At 73.0% G+C, this 13225-nt stretch carries 13 protein-coding genes; 4 read left to right on the top strand and 9 right to left on the bottom strand.

Going from position 1 to position 13225, the window contains the following annotated elements:
* Positions 1-59: 59 nt before the first annotated feature.
* Positions 60-1496, top strand: coding sequence for a zinc-dependent metalloprotease (locus tag CYQ11_RS21050; protein ID WP_099201273.1), 1437 nt, complete (start codon positions 60-62; stop codon positions 1494-1496).
* Complete coding sequence (locus tag CYQ11_RS21045) at positions 1493-2020, top strand: NUDIX hydrolase (RefSeq protein ID WP_099201274.1); 528 nt, start codon at positions 1493-1495, stop codon at positions 2018-2020. Before CYQ11_RS21050 ends, CYQ11_RS21045 begins: the two co-directional genes overlap by 4 nt.
* A 148-nt stretch (positions 2021-2168) precedes the next feature.
* Here the strand turns inward: CYQ11_RS21045 and CYQ11_RS21040 are convergent, their stop codons facing one another.
* The 4 genes from CYQ11_RS21040 to CYQ11_RS21025 form a co-directional block, all read right to left on the bottom strand.
* Entirely contained in the window at positions 2169-2927 is a 759-nt protein-coding gene (locus CYQ11_RS21040; RefSeq protein WP_099201275.1) for an AIM24 family protein, read from the bottom strand.
* Positions 2928-2944: 17 nt separating this feature from the next.
* Positions 2945-3628: an AIM24 family protein gene (locus CYQ11_RS21035; RefSeq protein WP_099201666.1), complete on the bottom strand. Its 684-nt coding sequence runs from the start codon at positions 3626-3628 to the stop codon at positions 2945-2947.
* 17 nt (positions 3629-3645) lie between these two features.
* Positions 3646-5388, bottom strand: coding sequence for a TerD family protein (locus tag CYQ11_RS21030; RefSeq protein WP_099201276.1), 1743 nt, complete (start codon positions 5386-5388; stop codon positions 3646-3648).
* A 302-nt stretch (positions 5389-5690) separates the two neighbouring features.
* Positions 5691-6287: a M48 metallopeptidase family protein gene (locus CYQ11_RS21025; protein WP_099201277.1), complete on the bottom strand. Its 597-nt coding sequence runs from the start codon at positions 6285-6287 to the stop codon at positions 5691-5693.
* Positions 6288-6745: 458 nt separating this feature from the next.
* On the opposite strand from CYQ11_RS21025, the gene CYQ11_RS21020 reads away from it, so the two are divergent.
* Positions 6746-7879: a ThiF family adenylyltransferase gene (locus CYQ11_RS21020; RefSeq protein WP_240003609.1), complete on the top strand. Its 1134-nt coding sequence runs from the start codon at positions 6746-6748 to the stop codon at positions 7877-7879.
* A gap of 50 nt (positions 7880-7929) precedes the next feature.
* Positions 7930-9294 (top strand): ABC1 kinase family protein, encoded by a 1365-nt coding sequence (locus CYQ11_RS21015; protein WP_099201278.1) that lies wholly within the window; start codon positions 7930-7932, stop codon positions 9292-9294.
* A gap of 21 nt (positions 9295-9315) precedes the next feature.
* On the opposite strand, the gene CYQ11_RS21010 is transcribed toward CYQ11_RS21015, so the two are convergent.
* The 5 genes from CYQ11_RS21010 to CYQ11_RS20990 all read right to left on the bottom strand — a co-directional run bounded on the left by CYQ11_RS21010 (position 9316) and on the right by CYQ11_RS20990 (position 13082).
* The gene (locus tag CYQ11_RS21010) at positions 9316-9537 is read right to left on the bottom strand and encodes a hypothetical protein (RefSeq protein ID WP_099201279.1); all 222 of its coding nucleotides are present in this window, start codon (positions 9535-9537) and stop codon (positions 9316-9318) included.
* 92 nt (positions 9538-9629) lie between these two features.
* Positions 9630-9956: a putative WhiB-interacting protein gene (locus CYQ11_RS21005; protein ID WP_099201280.1), complete on the bottom strand. Its 327-nt coding sequence runs from the start codon at positions 9954-9956 to the stop codon at positions 9630-9632.
* The gene (locus CYQ11_RS21000; RefSeq protein ID WP_099201281.1) at positions 9953-10315 is read right to left on the bottom strand and encodes a WhiB family transcriptional regulator; all 363 of its coding nucleotides are present in this window, start codon (positions 10313-10315) and stop codon (positions 9953-9955) included. Before CYQ11_RS21000 ends, CYQ11_RS21005 begins: the two co-directional genes overlap by 4 nt.
* 131 nt (positions 10316-10446) lie before the next feature.
* Entirely contained in the window at positions 10447-10737 is a 291-nt protein-coding gene (locus tag CYQ11_RS20995; RefSeq protein WP_099201282.1) for a hypothetical protein, read from the bottom strand.
* 140 nt (positions 10738-10877) lie between these two features.
* Complete coding sequence (locus CYQ11_RS20990; RefSeq protein ID WP_099201283.1) at positions 10878-13082, bottom strand: ATP-dependent DNA helicase UvrD2; 2205 nt, start codon at positions 13080-13082, stop codon at positions 10878-10880.
* Positions 13083-13225: the final 143 nt, after the last annotated feature.

Raw genomic sequence — 13225 nt, 5'->3', positions numbered from 1 at the left:
GTGTTGTCGGGCATTCGCCGCCGGTCCACAGCCGGCGGCCCTACGAGCCGAGGAAACCCGTGAGTGACACCCCATTCGGATTCGGTCTTCCGCCGGAGGAGCCGGAGAACGGCGACGACGGCCAGAAGAAGGGCGGTGGCCAGGGAGGCGGCCAGGGGCCCGCGAATCCGTTCGGGTTCGGCGGGTCGGCGGCCGGTGGCGACAACCCCTTCGCCGCGATGTTCGGGTCCATGAACCCGAACGACCTGGGCGCCGCCTTCCAGCAGCTCGGGCAGATGCTCTCCTACGAGGGCGGCCCGGTGAACTGGGACATGGCCAAGCAGATCGCCCGCCAGACCGTCGCGCAGGGCACCGCCGACGGCAGCAAGGACGCCAGCGTCTCCGCCGGCGAGCGGTCGGCGGTCGAGGAGGCCGTGCGCCTGGCCGACCTGTGGCTGGACGGCGTGACGTCGCTGCCGTCGGGCGCGGGCTCGGCCGTCGCGTGGAGCCGCGCGGAATGGGTCGAGGCGACCCTGCCGGTGTGGAAGGACCTGGTCGACCCGGTCGCGGAGCGCGTCGGGGCGGCCATGGGCGACGTGCTGCCCGAGGAGATGCAGGCCATGGCCGGCCCGCTGCTCGGGATGATGCGCGGCATGGGCGGCGCCATGTTCGGCACCCAGATCGGCCAGGCCGTGGGCGTGCTGGCGGGCGAGGTGGTCGGCTCGACCGACATCGGCCTGCCGCTGGGCCCCGTGGGCAAGGCCGCGCTGCTGCCGGTCAACATCGCGGCCCTCGGCTCCGGCCTCGGCGTCCCCGAGGACCAGGTGCGGCTGTACCTGGCCCTGCGCGAGGCCGCCCACCAGCGGCTCTTCGCCCACGTGCCGTGGCTGCGCTCGCACCTGTTCGGCGCCGTCGAGGGCTACGCCCGGGGCATCAAGGTCGACACCTCCAAGCTGGAGGACGTGGTCGGCCAGCTCGACCCCACCCGCCCCGAGCAGATGCAGGAAGCCCTTCAGCAGGGCATGTTCCAGCCGGAGGACACCCCGGAGCAGAAGGCCGCGCTGGCCCGCCTGGAGACCGCGCTCGCGCTGGTCGAGGGCTGGGTGGACGCGGTCGTGCACGCGGCGGCGGCCCCGCACCTGCCGTCGGCCGGCGCGCTGCGCGAGACGCTGCGCCGGCGCCGCGCCTCCGGCGGCCCGGCCGAGCAGACCTTCGCCACGCTGATCGGTCTGGAGCTGCGGCCCCGCCGGCTGCGGGACGCCTCGCGGCTGTGGGCCTCGCTCACGGACGCGCGGGGTGTGGACGGCCGGGACGCCCTCTGGGAGCACCCGGACATGCTGCCGACGGCCGGGGACCTGGACGACCCGGACGGCTTCGTCCACCGCGAGCACCTGGACTTCTCCGAGCTCGACAAGATGCTCGGCGAGGCGGCCGGCCGGGCGAAGGACGCCGGCACGGAGACCGGCGGGGAGTCCGGCGAGGACGGCAAGGGCGACAAGGGCGAAGGCGAGAAGTGAGCCTCCACGAGAACGCCGTCCGCGTACTGAAGGACTACGCGCGCCAGGACGAGCTGCGCGCGCTCTACCTGGACCACCTGGCCGCCCACCCGGACGCCATGTGGAAGCCCTGCGAGGCCGGGCACCTGACCGCGAGCGCGCTGGTGATCGACCCGGCGCGCGGCCGGGTGCTGCTCACCCTGCACCGCAAGCTGCGGATGTGGCTCCAGATGGGCGGCCACTGCGAGGCCGGCGACGCGACGGTCGAGGAGGCCGCGCTGCGGGAGGCCACGGAGGAGTCCGGCATCGCGAGCCTGACGCTGCTGCCGGGCGGCCCGGTGCGGCTGGACCGGCATCCCATCCCGTCGCCGTGCAACTGGCACCTGGACGTGCAGTACGCGGCCCTGGTGCCGGCGGGCGCGGTGGAGGCCATCAGCGACGAGTCGCTGGAGCTGCGCTGGTTCGCGTACGACGAGGTGGCCTCGGTGGCCGACGAGTCGGTCGTCGAGCTGCTGCGGCGGACGCTGGAGCGGCTGGAGGCGTAGGGCCGGGGACAGGGGGCTTCTGTTCCGGCTTCTGTTCCTTGGGCTTCTGTTCCTTGTAAGGGCTTGGGTAAGGGGCGGCCACTCATGGTGGCCGCCCCTTACTGTGCTCAGCGCCTGACTGTGCTCAGCGCTCAGCCCGGCTCTGTGTTCAGTTGCTCCAGATGTTGCCGTGGTTCTGACCGTGCGCGCCCTGCTGGCCGAAGCCGTACTGCGCGGCCAGGCCCTGCCCGATCTGGGCGCCCTGGGGCGGCAGCAGCTCACTGGGCTGGACGAGCGCGTAGCCGTGGCCGGCGAAGCTGAGCTCCCAGCCCTCGCCCGTGCTGCCACGGCGGCGCCACACGCCGGAGGAGGACGTCTGCGCCTGCATCTGCACCCGCAGCGACGTCGACCAGGCGACGACGGCGTCCGCGTCGGCGCTGACGACCTTGTCGGGCGTGACCTGGAGCATCAGCGGCTGGCCGGAGGTCATCAGGGCCACCTTGCCCTGGCCGGAGATGTTGAGCTGGTGGGAGCCCGCCCCGGAGATCCCGTGATGGCTGTCCACCGCGTAGGTGTCCCAGTGCAGGGTGGAGTCCAGCGCGAGGACGTAGGAGCCGTCCACGGTCAGCCCCTGGTGGTCGACGTCCACCACGTGGACGTACTGCGCGAGGTTGGCGAAGTAGAGCGTGCCCTGGCCCGAGCAGCGCATCAGGTCCAGGCCCTCGCCCGTGTGGGCGCGGGCGTGCTGCTGGCCGCGGGTCTGGTACTCGGCGTCGAACTCGATGATGCCCTGGTAGGCGACCATCGAGCCCTTGCGGGCGAGGACGTCCTCGTGGCCGGTCAGGGAGACCCGCAGCAGCTGCGGGTTCTGCAAGGCGTAGCGGTCCTGCGTCTGGGCCTCGGTGTGGCCGAAAAGCGGGCTCTGCATGTTCTTCTCGCTCCCCCTCAGCCCCGGGCCCGGAGCCGGTCGGTGCTGTCCTCGCTGGGCTGGACGACGACGAAGCCCTCGCCGGAGAAGCCCAGTTGGTACGCCTCGCCGCTGCCCCGCCCGACCAGCGAGGATGCCTTGAAGCTGCGCTTGCCCTTCATCTTGAGATTGCTCGACCAGGCCACGAGCGCGTCCGGGTCGACGTAGGTCTCGTCCTCGCCCCGGCCGCAGTCCACGACGATCGGGGTGCCGCGGGAGGTGAGCGCCACCCATCCGGTGCCGCTGATGGCCACGTTGAACAGGCCCTGGCCGGCGAACTTCGCCATGCCCTTGACGCGCTCGACGCCCCACTGGAGGTGGGCGTCGAAGGCGAGCACGTTGGTGCCGTTGACGGACAGGGCGTCGCCGTTGAGCTGGACGCAGATGACGTCCGCCCCGTAGTCGGCGAGGTAGAGCAGGCCGTCGCCGTGGCACCGCATGAGCGGCATGCCCTCGCCGGTGAGCCACTGGGAGGCCATCTGCCGGACGGCCGGTGGGTTCGGGTCGTACTGGACGTAGCCCTCGTAGGCGATCATCGAGCCGCTGCGGGCGAAGAGGTCGTGACCCGTCTGCAGGGCGACCTTCAGCATGTTGCTGCCGTGGTTCTCCATGCGGGCGGCCACCGGGGCCGGGGCGTGGCCCGGGAACGGTGTCTGATTCATGGTCATTTCGGGCTCCCTCAGACCTCGTAGGGCTGGACGACGATGAAGTTTCCGGGCGCACCGCGGAACTGGAGGTTCACGGCTTCTCCGCTGTAGCCCGGGTAGGAGTTGCGCCGCAGCCGCACCTGGCTGGAGACGATCACCTGGGCACCGGCCGACCAGGCCACGATGGCGTTGCTGTCGGCGTAGGTGGTGGGGGTGACGGGGAGCACGACGGGCGTGCCGTGGGTCTTGACCACGACGGTGCCCATGCCCTGGAACTGCATCGTGAACAGCGCGCCGCCGGGGATGCCGTGGCCCTCGATCCTGCGGACCTCGTAGTGCAGCGACTCGTCGAAGGCGAGGACCGCGTCGGCGGAGACGCAGATCGCCTCGTTCTCCAGCTGGATGGGGTGGACATGCGCGGAGTTCTCGGCGAGGAAGACCTGTCCCCGGCCGGTGCAGCGCATCAGCTGCATCTCCTGGCCCGTCGCGTTGCCCACGATGCGGCTCATGACGCCCGCACCCTTGTAGCTGAAGTCGACCTTGCCCTGGTAGAGCACCATGCTGCCCTGCCGCGCCAGCACCGGCTGCGGGTCCGCGCCGAGGTCGACGCGGATGAGCTTGGCGTTCTGCGGCGTCCAGCGCTGGCCGTTGGGGGCCTCGCGGTACTTCTCGAGCGCCGCCTGCACACCGGGCACCGCCGGACCGGGCGCGGCGTGGGCGCCGGGAGCGCCGTACGGGGCCGGGGCGGGCTGCGCCGGGTGGCCGTAGGGCTGCTGGCCGGGGTGGCCGGGCTGGCCGTACGGGGCGGCCTGCTGGGCGCCCGGGTAGGGCTGCGCGGGCACGACGGGGGCGCCGTACGACTGGTGGGCGGGGGGCGCCTGGGGCGGCGGGGGCGGCTGGCCGTACGGAGCGTGCTGGCCGGGGACGCCGGGCGGGCCGGGCGGCGCGACGACGCCGCGAGGGGGTGTCTGGCCGCCGGAGAAGTGTCCGGGCGGCGCGATGGGGGCAGCGAGGGTAGGGGCCGCGTGCACCTGCTGCGAGGCGGCCGGAGGCACCGGGGGCGGAGTGCTGCCCGGCGGGGGCGCGAAGCTGTGGGCGGGCGCGGGGGCCGGGGCCTGGGGCGCCGGGGATGCGGCGGCGGCCGCCGCTCCGGGCGGGGCGAAGGCCGGCGGCGCGCTGGCCTGCGCGGGAGGCGCGAAGGAGGGGGCGGCAGCGGGGGCGCCGGCGGCCGGGGCGGGCTCCTCCTCTTCCAGCACCTCGCCGCCGAAGTTGCGCAGCAGCGCCTCCAGTCCGCCGTCGAAGCCCTGCCCGACGGCGGCGAACCGCCAGACGTCCTTCAGGTAGAGGTCGCCGAGCATCACCGCGCGCTCGGTGCTGAACTCCGCACCGGTGAAGGAGTAGCGGGCCACCTCCACCCCGCCGGCGACGACACGGAGGTAACCGGGCCCGACCTGCGACATCTGGCCGGCGCCGTCGAGGGTCGCCGTGAAGGTGAGCTTGCGGATGTGCGCCGGGACGCGGTCGAGCGTGACGCGGAACGACTCCGTGTCGCCGGCCTGCGCCCCGAGCTGCTGAACGGCCTCCTCGGGCGACTTGGGCTGGTTGAAGAAGACGAAGTACCGGTCGTCGGAGAGCCGCTCGTCGGCGTCGAGGCCGAAGCAACTGATGTCGAAGGTCAGACCGGGGCCGCCGATCTGCACTCCCACGTACAGATCGGTCCCCGCCGTCAGGTCAGTGATCTTGGCCTTGTGGCCGCGCTGGAATTCCCTGGACATGCGTGACGACCGTCCCCCATCCGTGCTGCGATGACTGCGTTGCGACAGGCTAACGGCTGAGGACGACAGCGGGTGATTCCGGGGGCGACGGCAGATTCCGGGAAGCCGGCGGGTGCGCGTCACGAGGGGCGTGCGTGACGGGAAGGCACGCGCCGCGCGCGGGCGTACGTCGTTCCCCGCGGGCGTGCGTCACGCGGCTCGGGCGGCTGCACATTTCGGGCGTCCGTCTTTTCGGGCACGCGTCATGGGGGTGGGCGTCCGTCATGCGGTGCGGGCATGCGGCGTTCCCCCGCGGCCGTGCGTCACTCGGTGCGGGCGCCGGGGAGGCGGGGCAGCCGGTCGGCGGAGACCACTCCCTCCAGGTAGCCCCGGGCCCGCTCGGTGCGCGGGTACGACTCCAAAAGCCGCCAGAACTCCGGCCCGTGCCCGGGTACCAGCAGGTGCGCCAGCTCGTGGAGGAGGACGTAGTCCACGACGTACTCGGGCATGCCCTGCAGGCGGTGCGAGAGGCGGATGCTGCCCTCGGCGGGGGTGCACGAGCCCCAGCGGGTGTTCTGGTTGGTGACCCAGCGGACCGAGGCGGGCCGGGCCCGGCCGCGCAGGTACTGCTCGGACAGGCTGCGGGCCCGGTCGGCCAGCTCGGCGTCGCCGAGCATCCGCTTGCTCTCCTGGGCCGCGAGCTTGTCGAGCATCACGGTCACCCAGCGCTTCTCCTCCGCGTCCGACATCCGGGCCGGGATGAGGACGACGGTGCGGTCGCCCTCGCGGTAGGCCGAGACCGTCCTGCGTCGGCGCGCGCTCCTGCGGACCTCGACCGCGCCGGCCTCCGGGGCCCTGGTGAGCGGGCTCGAAGCGCTGCGCGGCGGTCTTGCGGCACTGTGCAGAGGATCGACGGGCACGCCCCGACGTTACCCGCTGGCGGCGCGGGAAGTCCTGAGCCTCGGTCGCTTGTCGGGGAAACGCGGGCAATGCCACACCTGACTTGTATGACAATCACCCCGAGCCTGTGGACAACTCCGCACGGTGACCGTCTGGGGCGGGCAAGCTGAAGCCCGATCCAGGGGGGACCATGCAGACGAAGACCCAGACCCAGCGGATGAAGGCCCAGGCGCCGACGCCCCAGCAGAAGCAGGCGCAGGCACAGGCGCCGCAGCAGACGCACGCCCGGCCCGGGGGGCGGTCACAGCCGCAGCCGCAGCCGCGGGACCGGCCGCAGACGCCGCCCCGGGCCCAGGCGCAGACCCGGGTGCGGATGGAGAAGGGGAAGGCCGGGAGGCCGGCTCCGGCGGGGGCCGGGGGCCTGAGTGCCGGGCCGGTGCGCGCCGGGGCTGCCGCGCTGCCGGACTCCGCGCATCCGATGATCAAGCCCGCGCTGCGGCGGGCCTGGCGCAACCGCGACAGCGTCCAGTTCGGTGCCGCGCCCGCGCACGCGGTGGTCGTGGGACCGCTGGACACGGCGACGAGCTGTTTCCTCGGCCTCCTGGACGGTACGCGCGGCATGCCGCTGCTCCGTGAGGAGGCGCGGCGGATCGGGCTGCCGGAGGGCCGGGCGGACGCCGTGGTGGAGCGGCTGGCCGGAGCCGGGCTGCTGGACGATCCGCGGGGTGGCGGCGAGGGGGCCGCGGCGTTGCGGGGCCGGGGCGGTGACGGGCTGGCGCGGTTGCGGCCGGACCTGGGCTCGCTGTCGGTGCTCCATGCCGAACCGGGCGCGCCCATGAGGCTGATGGCGGCGCGGCAGAGCATGCGGGTCCAGGTGCGGGGAGCGGGGCGGGTGGGGGCCACCGTGGCGGCCCTGCTGTCGGCCTCCGGAGTGGGGCGGGTCGACGTGCTGGACGGCGGCTGCGTCGAACCGTGGGACGTCGCGCCCGGCGGAGTGCGGACCGGGCGGAGCGGGGAGCGGCGGGACGCGACCGTGCGGCAAGTCGTGCGGGAGGCCGCTCCGGTGCCCCCGCCGCGGGCCCGGGCCGGCGGCGGTGACCGGGGTTCCGACGCGGTTCCCCGGCTGGCGCTGGTGATCCTCGCGCCGCGCGACGGGCTCGCGGCGTACGCCCCGGACGTGGCCGCCTCGGAGGAGTTGCTCCTCTCCGGCACGCCCCATCTGTACGCGGGGGTGCTGGAGGCCACAGGGGTGGTGGGGCCCCTGGTGCTGCCGGGCGGGACGGCGTGCGCGGGCTGTGTGGAGCTGGCGAGGGCCGAGCGGGACCCGGCGTGGCCTCGGATGCTCGCCCAGTGGAGGTCCGGCCGGGCGGCGGGAGTACCGTCTTGCGACATGGCACTGGCCACGGTCGTGGCGGGGCTGACCGTGGCGCGGGCGCTGGCCTTTCTCGACGGTGGGTCCACGTCGGGCGCGGGGGTCCGTCTGGAGCTGGCCCTGCCGGGTCCGGCCTGGACTCCCCGGCCCGTCGAGCCGCATCCGCGGTGTCCGTGCGGCGCGGCGGGATCCCCACATCCCGGCATGCCGGAGTCACACGGGCACCGCACGGGACAATGACCCGGTAACCGCCGTCCGCGGCGTGGCTGTTCAGCTAGTTGGAGGGGCGCATGTCTGATCTACCCCGCAAGGCGGTCACCCGGACCGTCAAGTTGGCCGCGTTGCCGTTGGGGTTCGCGGGGCGCACGGCGCTCGGGCTGGGGAAGCGCATCGGAGGGCGGCCGGCGGAGATCATCGCCGCCGAACTGCAGCAGCGCACGGCCGAGCAGTTGTTCGCGACCCTGGGGCAGCTCAAGGGCGGCGCCATGAAGCTCGGTCAGGCGTTGTCCGTCTTCGAGTCGGCTCTTCCCGAGCAGGTCGCCGGGCCCTACCGCGCCGCGCTGACCAAGCTTCAGGAGGCCGCGCCGCCGATGCCGGTGAAGACGGTGCACGCGGCGCTCGCCGAGCGGCTCGGAGCGGACTGGCGGGAGCTGTTCGAAGAGTTCGACGACCGTCCTTCGGCGGCGGCGTCGATCGGACAGGTGCACCGGGCCGTATGGCATGACGGACGCGAGGTCGCGGTCAAGGTGCAGTACCCCGGGGCGGGTGAGGCGCTGCTCTCCGATCTGACCCAACTGGGCCGGTTCGCCAAGCTGCTGGGGCCGCTGGTGCCCGGCATGGACATCAAGCCGCTGATCACCGAGCTGCGCGACCGGGTGTCCGAGGAGCTGGACTATGAGCTGGAGGCCCGGGCACAGGGCGCCCACGCCCGGGAGTTCGCCGGGGACGCCGACGTGGTGGTGCCGGACGTGGTCCACCAGAGCGACCAGGTGCTGGTGACCGAGTGGCTCGAAGGGGTGCCGCTGTCCGAGGTGATAGCGGACGGCACCCAGGAGCAGCGGGACCGGGCGGGTCAGCTGCTGGCCCGTTTCCTCTTCTCCGGCGCGGCCCGCACGGGGCTGCTGCACGCCGATCCCCACCCGGGCAACTTCCGGCTGGTGACCGGTGACGCCCCCGACGGCCCGCCGGAGAAGTGGCGGCTGGGAGTACTGGACTTCGGCACGGTCGACCGGCTGCCGCAGGGACTTCCCGTGCAGATAGGCACGGCGCTGCGGCTCACGCTGGACGGCGAGGCGGAGGCGGTCCACGAGCTGCTGCGGGAGGAGGGCTTCGTCAAGCCGGAGATCGAGCTGGACCCGGGGGCGGTCCTCGAGTATCTGCTGCCGATCATCGAGCCGGCCCAGGTGACGGAGTTCACCTTCACCCGGGACTGGATGCGCGCGCAGGCGACCCGGATCGCCGATCCCCGCTCCCCCGCCTACCAGCTGGCCCGGCGGCTCAATCTGCCCCCGGCGTATCTGCTGATCCACCGGGTGACGATGAGCACCATAGGGGTGCTGTGTCAGCTCAACGCCACGGTGCGGCTGCGGGAGGAGATGGAGGCGTGGGTGCCCGGGTTCGCGGCGGCCGGCCGGAGCCAGGAGACGCCCGCCTGAGGCTCGTCGGGGGCGTCCGGCTCACCACCAGGACGAGTCGAGGCGCCCTTCGATGGCTCTGAGGTTGGCGCGGGCGCAGTCGTCGCAGAAGTAGCGGCGGCTGCCGTTCTCGACCGAGCAGGTCCAGGTCGGCGGCGGCGTGCCGCCGGGGGCTCGGGTGCCACAGCGAGCGCAGGTCAGGGGCTCGGCGGTCTCGGTGGCCTCAGGATCCGACTGCGCTGGTTTGTGCGTCTTCTGGTCCACTCCCAGACGATATCTCCGCGGACGGCCCGGACGCGTTCGGCACACCCGACACGGTGCGGGGCCGGCTCCGAACGGAGCGGCCCCGCGGGCTTTCAGTGCATCACGGCCATGGCCAGGGCCCGGCGGGCACGCAGCGAGGCGCGCTCGGCGCGCCGCTGCATCCGCCGGGCGGCTGCCAGGCGGATGGCCGTGCGTTGGGACTCGGCCTCCCTCAGCCGGTCGTCCATATGAGCCCTGGCCAGGGCTTCTGGGATGAGTTGCATTTCCAGGTTCCTGTTCTGGCGCGACTCGGTCGCACCGGTGGTTTCACGAGCGGGGATGCGGGAGCCGCATGGCTCCGGGGACGGGCGCTGCATCGTCGGGTCCTGCTTCTTGGGGTCGCGCGTGGTGGGGCGGTCGATGGTGCCGAAGACGTTCATGCGGCGACCGGGTTCTTGCGCGGGCGGCCACGGGGACGCTTGCGGGCGACGACCACGCCCTGGACGAACAGTTCGCCGCCCCAGACACCCCAGGGCTCACGACGGTCCATGGCACCGGCGAGGCATGCCTCACGGAGCGGGCACGTCTGGCAGAGGGACTTGGCGTACTCCACGTCGGCCGGCGACTCGGCGAAGAAGACCTCGGGGTCATAGCTGCGGCAGGGAACCGAGCCGCCGAGGTTCTCGATGGCGTCATCGAGGTCGGTGAGCGAGGTGAGGGGGGTCAAGGTGTCCTCCGTGGGCACAGGCGGGGGGATCAGGTCGGTGGCTACTGACGGGGTGTGCGTCTTGAGTTGCACGGTGTGTGTTCCTCGTCTGTTGTTTCCGGCTCGTGGCCGGGCTGGTTCCCCGGGGTGGGGAGCAAACAAAAGGGCCGCGGATCCCGGTGTGGGTTCCGCGGCCCTGGAAGGTGCCGACCTGATCATGCCGATCAGGCTGGATCTCTCCAGGGTTCGAGCCCACGGAAGGCCCACGTCGTGTGGAGCTGGTGCTGCGCGTTCAGGGATCCGGCGCCATTGGTCGCCGCTGCGAGGGCATAGGGCTTGGCCTGTGCCACCGCTGCCGCCTTTACCGCAGACGCCTTGGTCGGTCGCTCTTCGAGGAAGGACGACATGGCGCCGGGCAGACCGGTGCCCTGGAAGGCGGCGGCGGAGAAGCCGAGCATGCTGGCGGAGCCGACCTGGCGATCGGTCATTTTGTTGCTGGCGATGAAGCTGATCATTGTCTCCGCCTCCTCTCGGCGTCTCGGGGGCCGTGACCGGCCCTGCTTTTCGGTTCAGTACAGCACGGAGCGAACGGATCCCGGAAGGGCCGTTGTTTCCCTGCTCGGAAGGCTATGGGTATGCCGTCCGCGTGCGCAAACTATTTTTCCGGAGATTCTTCGGAGGTGTCCGGGGACACGTCTGCCGAGGTCGGCTCCTTGCCTGCGCACAGGGCGAGGACGTCGGCACCGAACCTGTCGAGCTTGCGTCCTCCGACTCCTGAGATGCACACCAGCTCCGCTTCGGTTCCCGGAACGGCCTCCGCGATCGCGAGCAGTGTCTTGTCGGTGAAGACGCAGAAGGCGGGCTGCCCCAGCTGCCGGGCCTGCTCGGCCCGCCAGTCGCGCAGTCGCTCGTAGAGCCCCTCGTCGAGCTCCGAGGGGCAGTCCTCGCACCGCATCAGCTTGATCTCGCCCGCGTCGGTCAGCGTCCTCCCGCAGACCCGGCAGCGCGCCGATCCGCGCCGCTTGCGCGCCCCGCCCCGCTCGACGCCGCCCCGGCCTCCCGCGGCCGGGCTGCCCGGCCGGGGGGCGGCGGAGCCCGGCCGCAGCCCGTTGAGGAAGCGCGTGGGGCGCCGGGAGGGGCGGCCGCCGGGGGCCCGGGACAGGGCCCAGGACAGGCTGAGGTGGACGCGGGCACGGGTGACGCCGACGTAGAGGAGCCGGCGCTCCTCCTCCACCTGTTCGTCGGTCTTGGCGTAGGTGATCGGCAGCATGCCCTCGGTGAGCCCGACCAGGAAGACGGCGTCCCATTCCAGACCCTTGGCGGCGTGGAGTGAGGCGAGCGTCACACCCTCGACGGTCGGCGCGTGCTGCGCGCTCGCCCGCTCGTCCAGCTCCGCCACCAGATCGCCCAGGGTGGCGTCCGGCCGGGCCCGCACGAAGTCCTCTGCGAGCCGCACGAGAGCCGCCAGCGACTCCCAGCGGTCGCGCACCGCGCCCGAGCCGGCCGGGGGCTCCGGCGTCCACCCGCGGGTGCTCAGCACCGCGCGCACCTGGGAGGGCACGTCCTCCGCGTCGGCCAGCTGGGGGTCGGAGTGGCCGCCGGCCCGGGCCGCGCCGCGCAGCAGCAGCCCCGCCTCGCGCACCTCCGGCCGCTCGAAGAACCGCTCGGCGCCCCGGAGCTGGTAGGGCACCCCGGCGTCGGCGAGCGCCTGCTCGTAGACCTCGGACTGGGCGTTGATCCGGTAGAGGATCGCGATCTCGCTGGCGGGCACGCCGGAGTCGATCAGCTCCCGCACCCGGCGGGCGGTGCCCTCCGCCTCGGCCGGCTCGTCGGCGTACTCCCCGTAGACCGGCTGGGGGCCGTGGCCGCGCTGGGAGACCAGCTCCAGCCGGCTCTCCGCGGCCCTGCCCCGCGCCTGGGACAGCAGGCCGTTGGCCAGGTGGACCACCTCGGGCGTGGAGCGGTAGTCGCGGACGAGCTTGACGACCGTGGCGTGCGGGTGGCGGGTGCGGAAGTTGAGCAGGTGATCGGGGGTGGCGCCGGTGAAGGAGTAGATGGTCTGGCTGGCGTCGCCGACCACGCACAGATTGTCCCGGTCGCCCAGCCACAGCTCCAGCAGCCGCTGCTGGAGGGGGCTGACGTCCTGGTACTCGTCGACGACGAAGTGCTGGTACTGGCGGCGCACCGTGTCGGCGATGTCGTGCCGGTCCTGGAGCACGCCCACCGTCAGCAGCAGCACGTCCTCGAAGTCGATCAGACCGCGCTCGCGCTTGAGCTGCTCGTACGTGCCGTAGACGCCGGCGATCTCGGCGGGGTCGCGGGGGACCTCGCGGCCCGACTTCGCGGCGGCGGCCGGATAGTCCTCGGGCACGGTCTGGGTGACCTTCGCCCACTCGATCTCGCCCGTCACGTCCCGCAGCTCGTTGCGATCGAGGCGGACCCGGCAGCGGGCCGCGGCCTCCGCCACGATCTGGACCTTGCGGTCGACCAGCCGCGGCAGCTCGCCGCCCACGGCCTTCGGCCAGAAGTACTGCAGCTGGCGCAGGGCGGCGGAGTGGAACGTACGGGCTTGCACGCCGCCCGCGCCGAGCTGGCGCAGCCGGCCCCGCATCTCGCCCGCCGCGCGGTTGGTGAAGGTGACGGCCAGCACACTGGAGGGCTGGAGCATCCCGGACCGCACGCCGTAGGCGATGCGGTGGGTGATCGCCCGGGTCTTGCCCGTCCCGGCGCCGGCCAGCACGCACACCGGGCCGCTCAGGGCCGTGGCCACCTCGCGCTGCTCGGGGTCGAGCCCGTCGAGCACCGCGTCGGCGGAGGCCGGCACCTGAGGGAAGAGCGTGGAGTGCGTTGCTGCTGTCACCCCGCCATGCTGCCAGGTTCAGGGGGGCGACCGGGAATGTCGTCCACAGGCGGGCCGCTGCGGTCGTACTAATACCGGAGGGGCGCATGGTGGCCCTCACACCCCCCCGGGGAATGGTCCGCCCCGGGTGCGCGTTCTCCCTC

Source organism: Streptomyces cinnamoneus, assembly GCF_002939475.1.
Taxonomy (GTDB): domain Bacteria; phylum Actinomycetota; class Actinomycetes; order Streptomycetales; family Streptomycetaceae; genus Streptomyces; species Streptomyces cinnamoneus_A.
Note: the sequence above shows the minus strand (reverse complement) of the source record. Positions and strands in the feature narration are given on the sequence as shown.

Coding starts and splice junctions, on each gene's coding strand:
- CYQ11_RS21035 (WP_099201666.1), bottom strand. CDS start 3,628: ATGAATCAGACACCGTTCCCGGGCCACGCCCCGGCCCCGGTGGCCGCC.
- CYQ11_RS21020 (WP_240003609.1), top strand. CDS start 6,746: ATGATCAAGCCCGCGCTGCGGCGGGCCTGGCGCAACCGCGACAGCGTC.
- CYQ11_RS20995 (WP_099201282.1), bottom strand. CDS start 10,737: ATGATCAGCTTCATCGCCAGCAACAAAATGACCGATCGCCAGGTCGGC.
- CYQ11_RS21005 (WP_099201280.1), bottom strand. CDS start 9,956: ATGAACGTCTTCGGCACCATCGACCGCCCCACCACGCGCGACCCCAAG.
- CYQ11_RS21040 (WP_099201275.1), bottom strand. CDS start 2,927: ATGCAGAGCCCGCTTTTCGGCCACACCGAGGCCCAGACGCAGGACCGC.
- CYQ11_RS21030 (WP_099201276.1), bottom strand. CDS start 5,388: ATGTCCAGGGAATTCCAGCGCGGCCACAAGGCCAAGATCACTGACCTG.
- CYQ11_RS21015 (WP_099201278.1), top strand. CDS start 7,930: ATGTCTGATCTACCCCGCAAGGCGGTCACCCGGACCGTCAAGTTGGCC.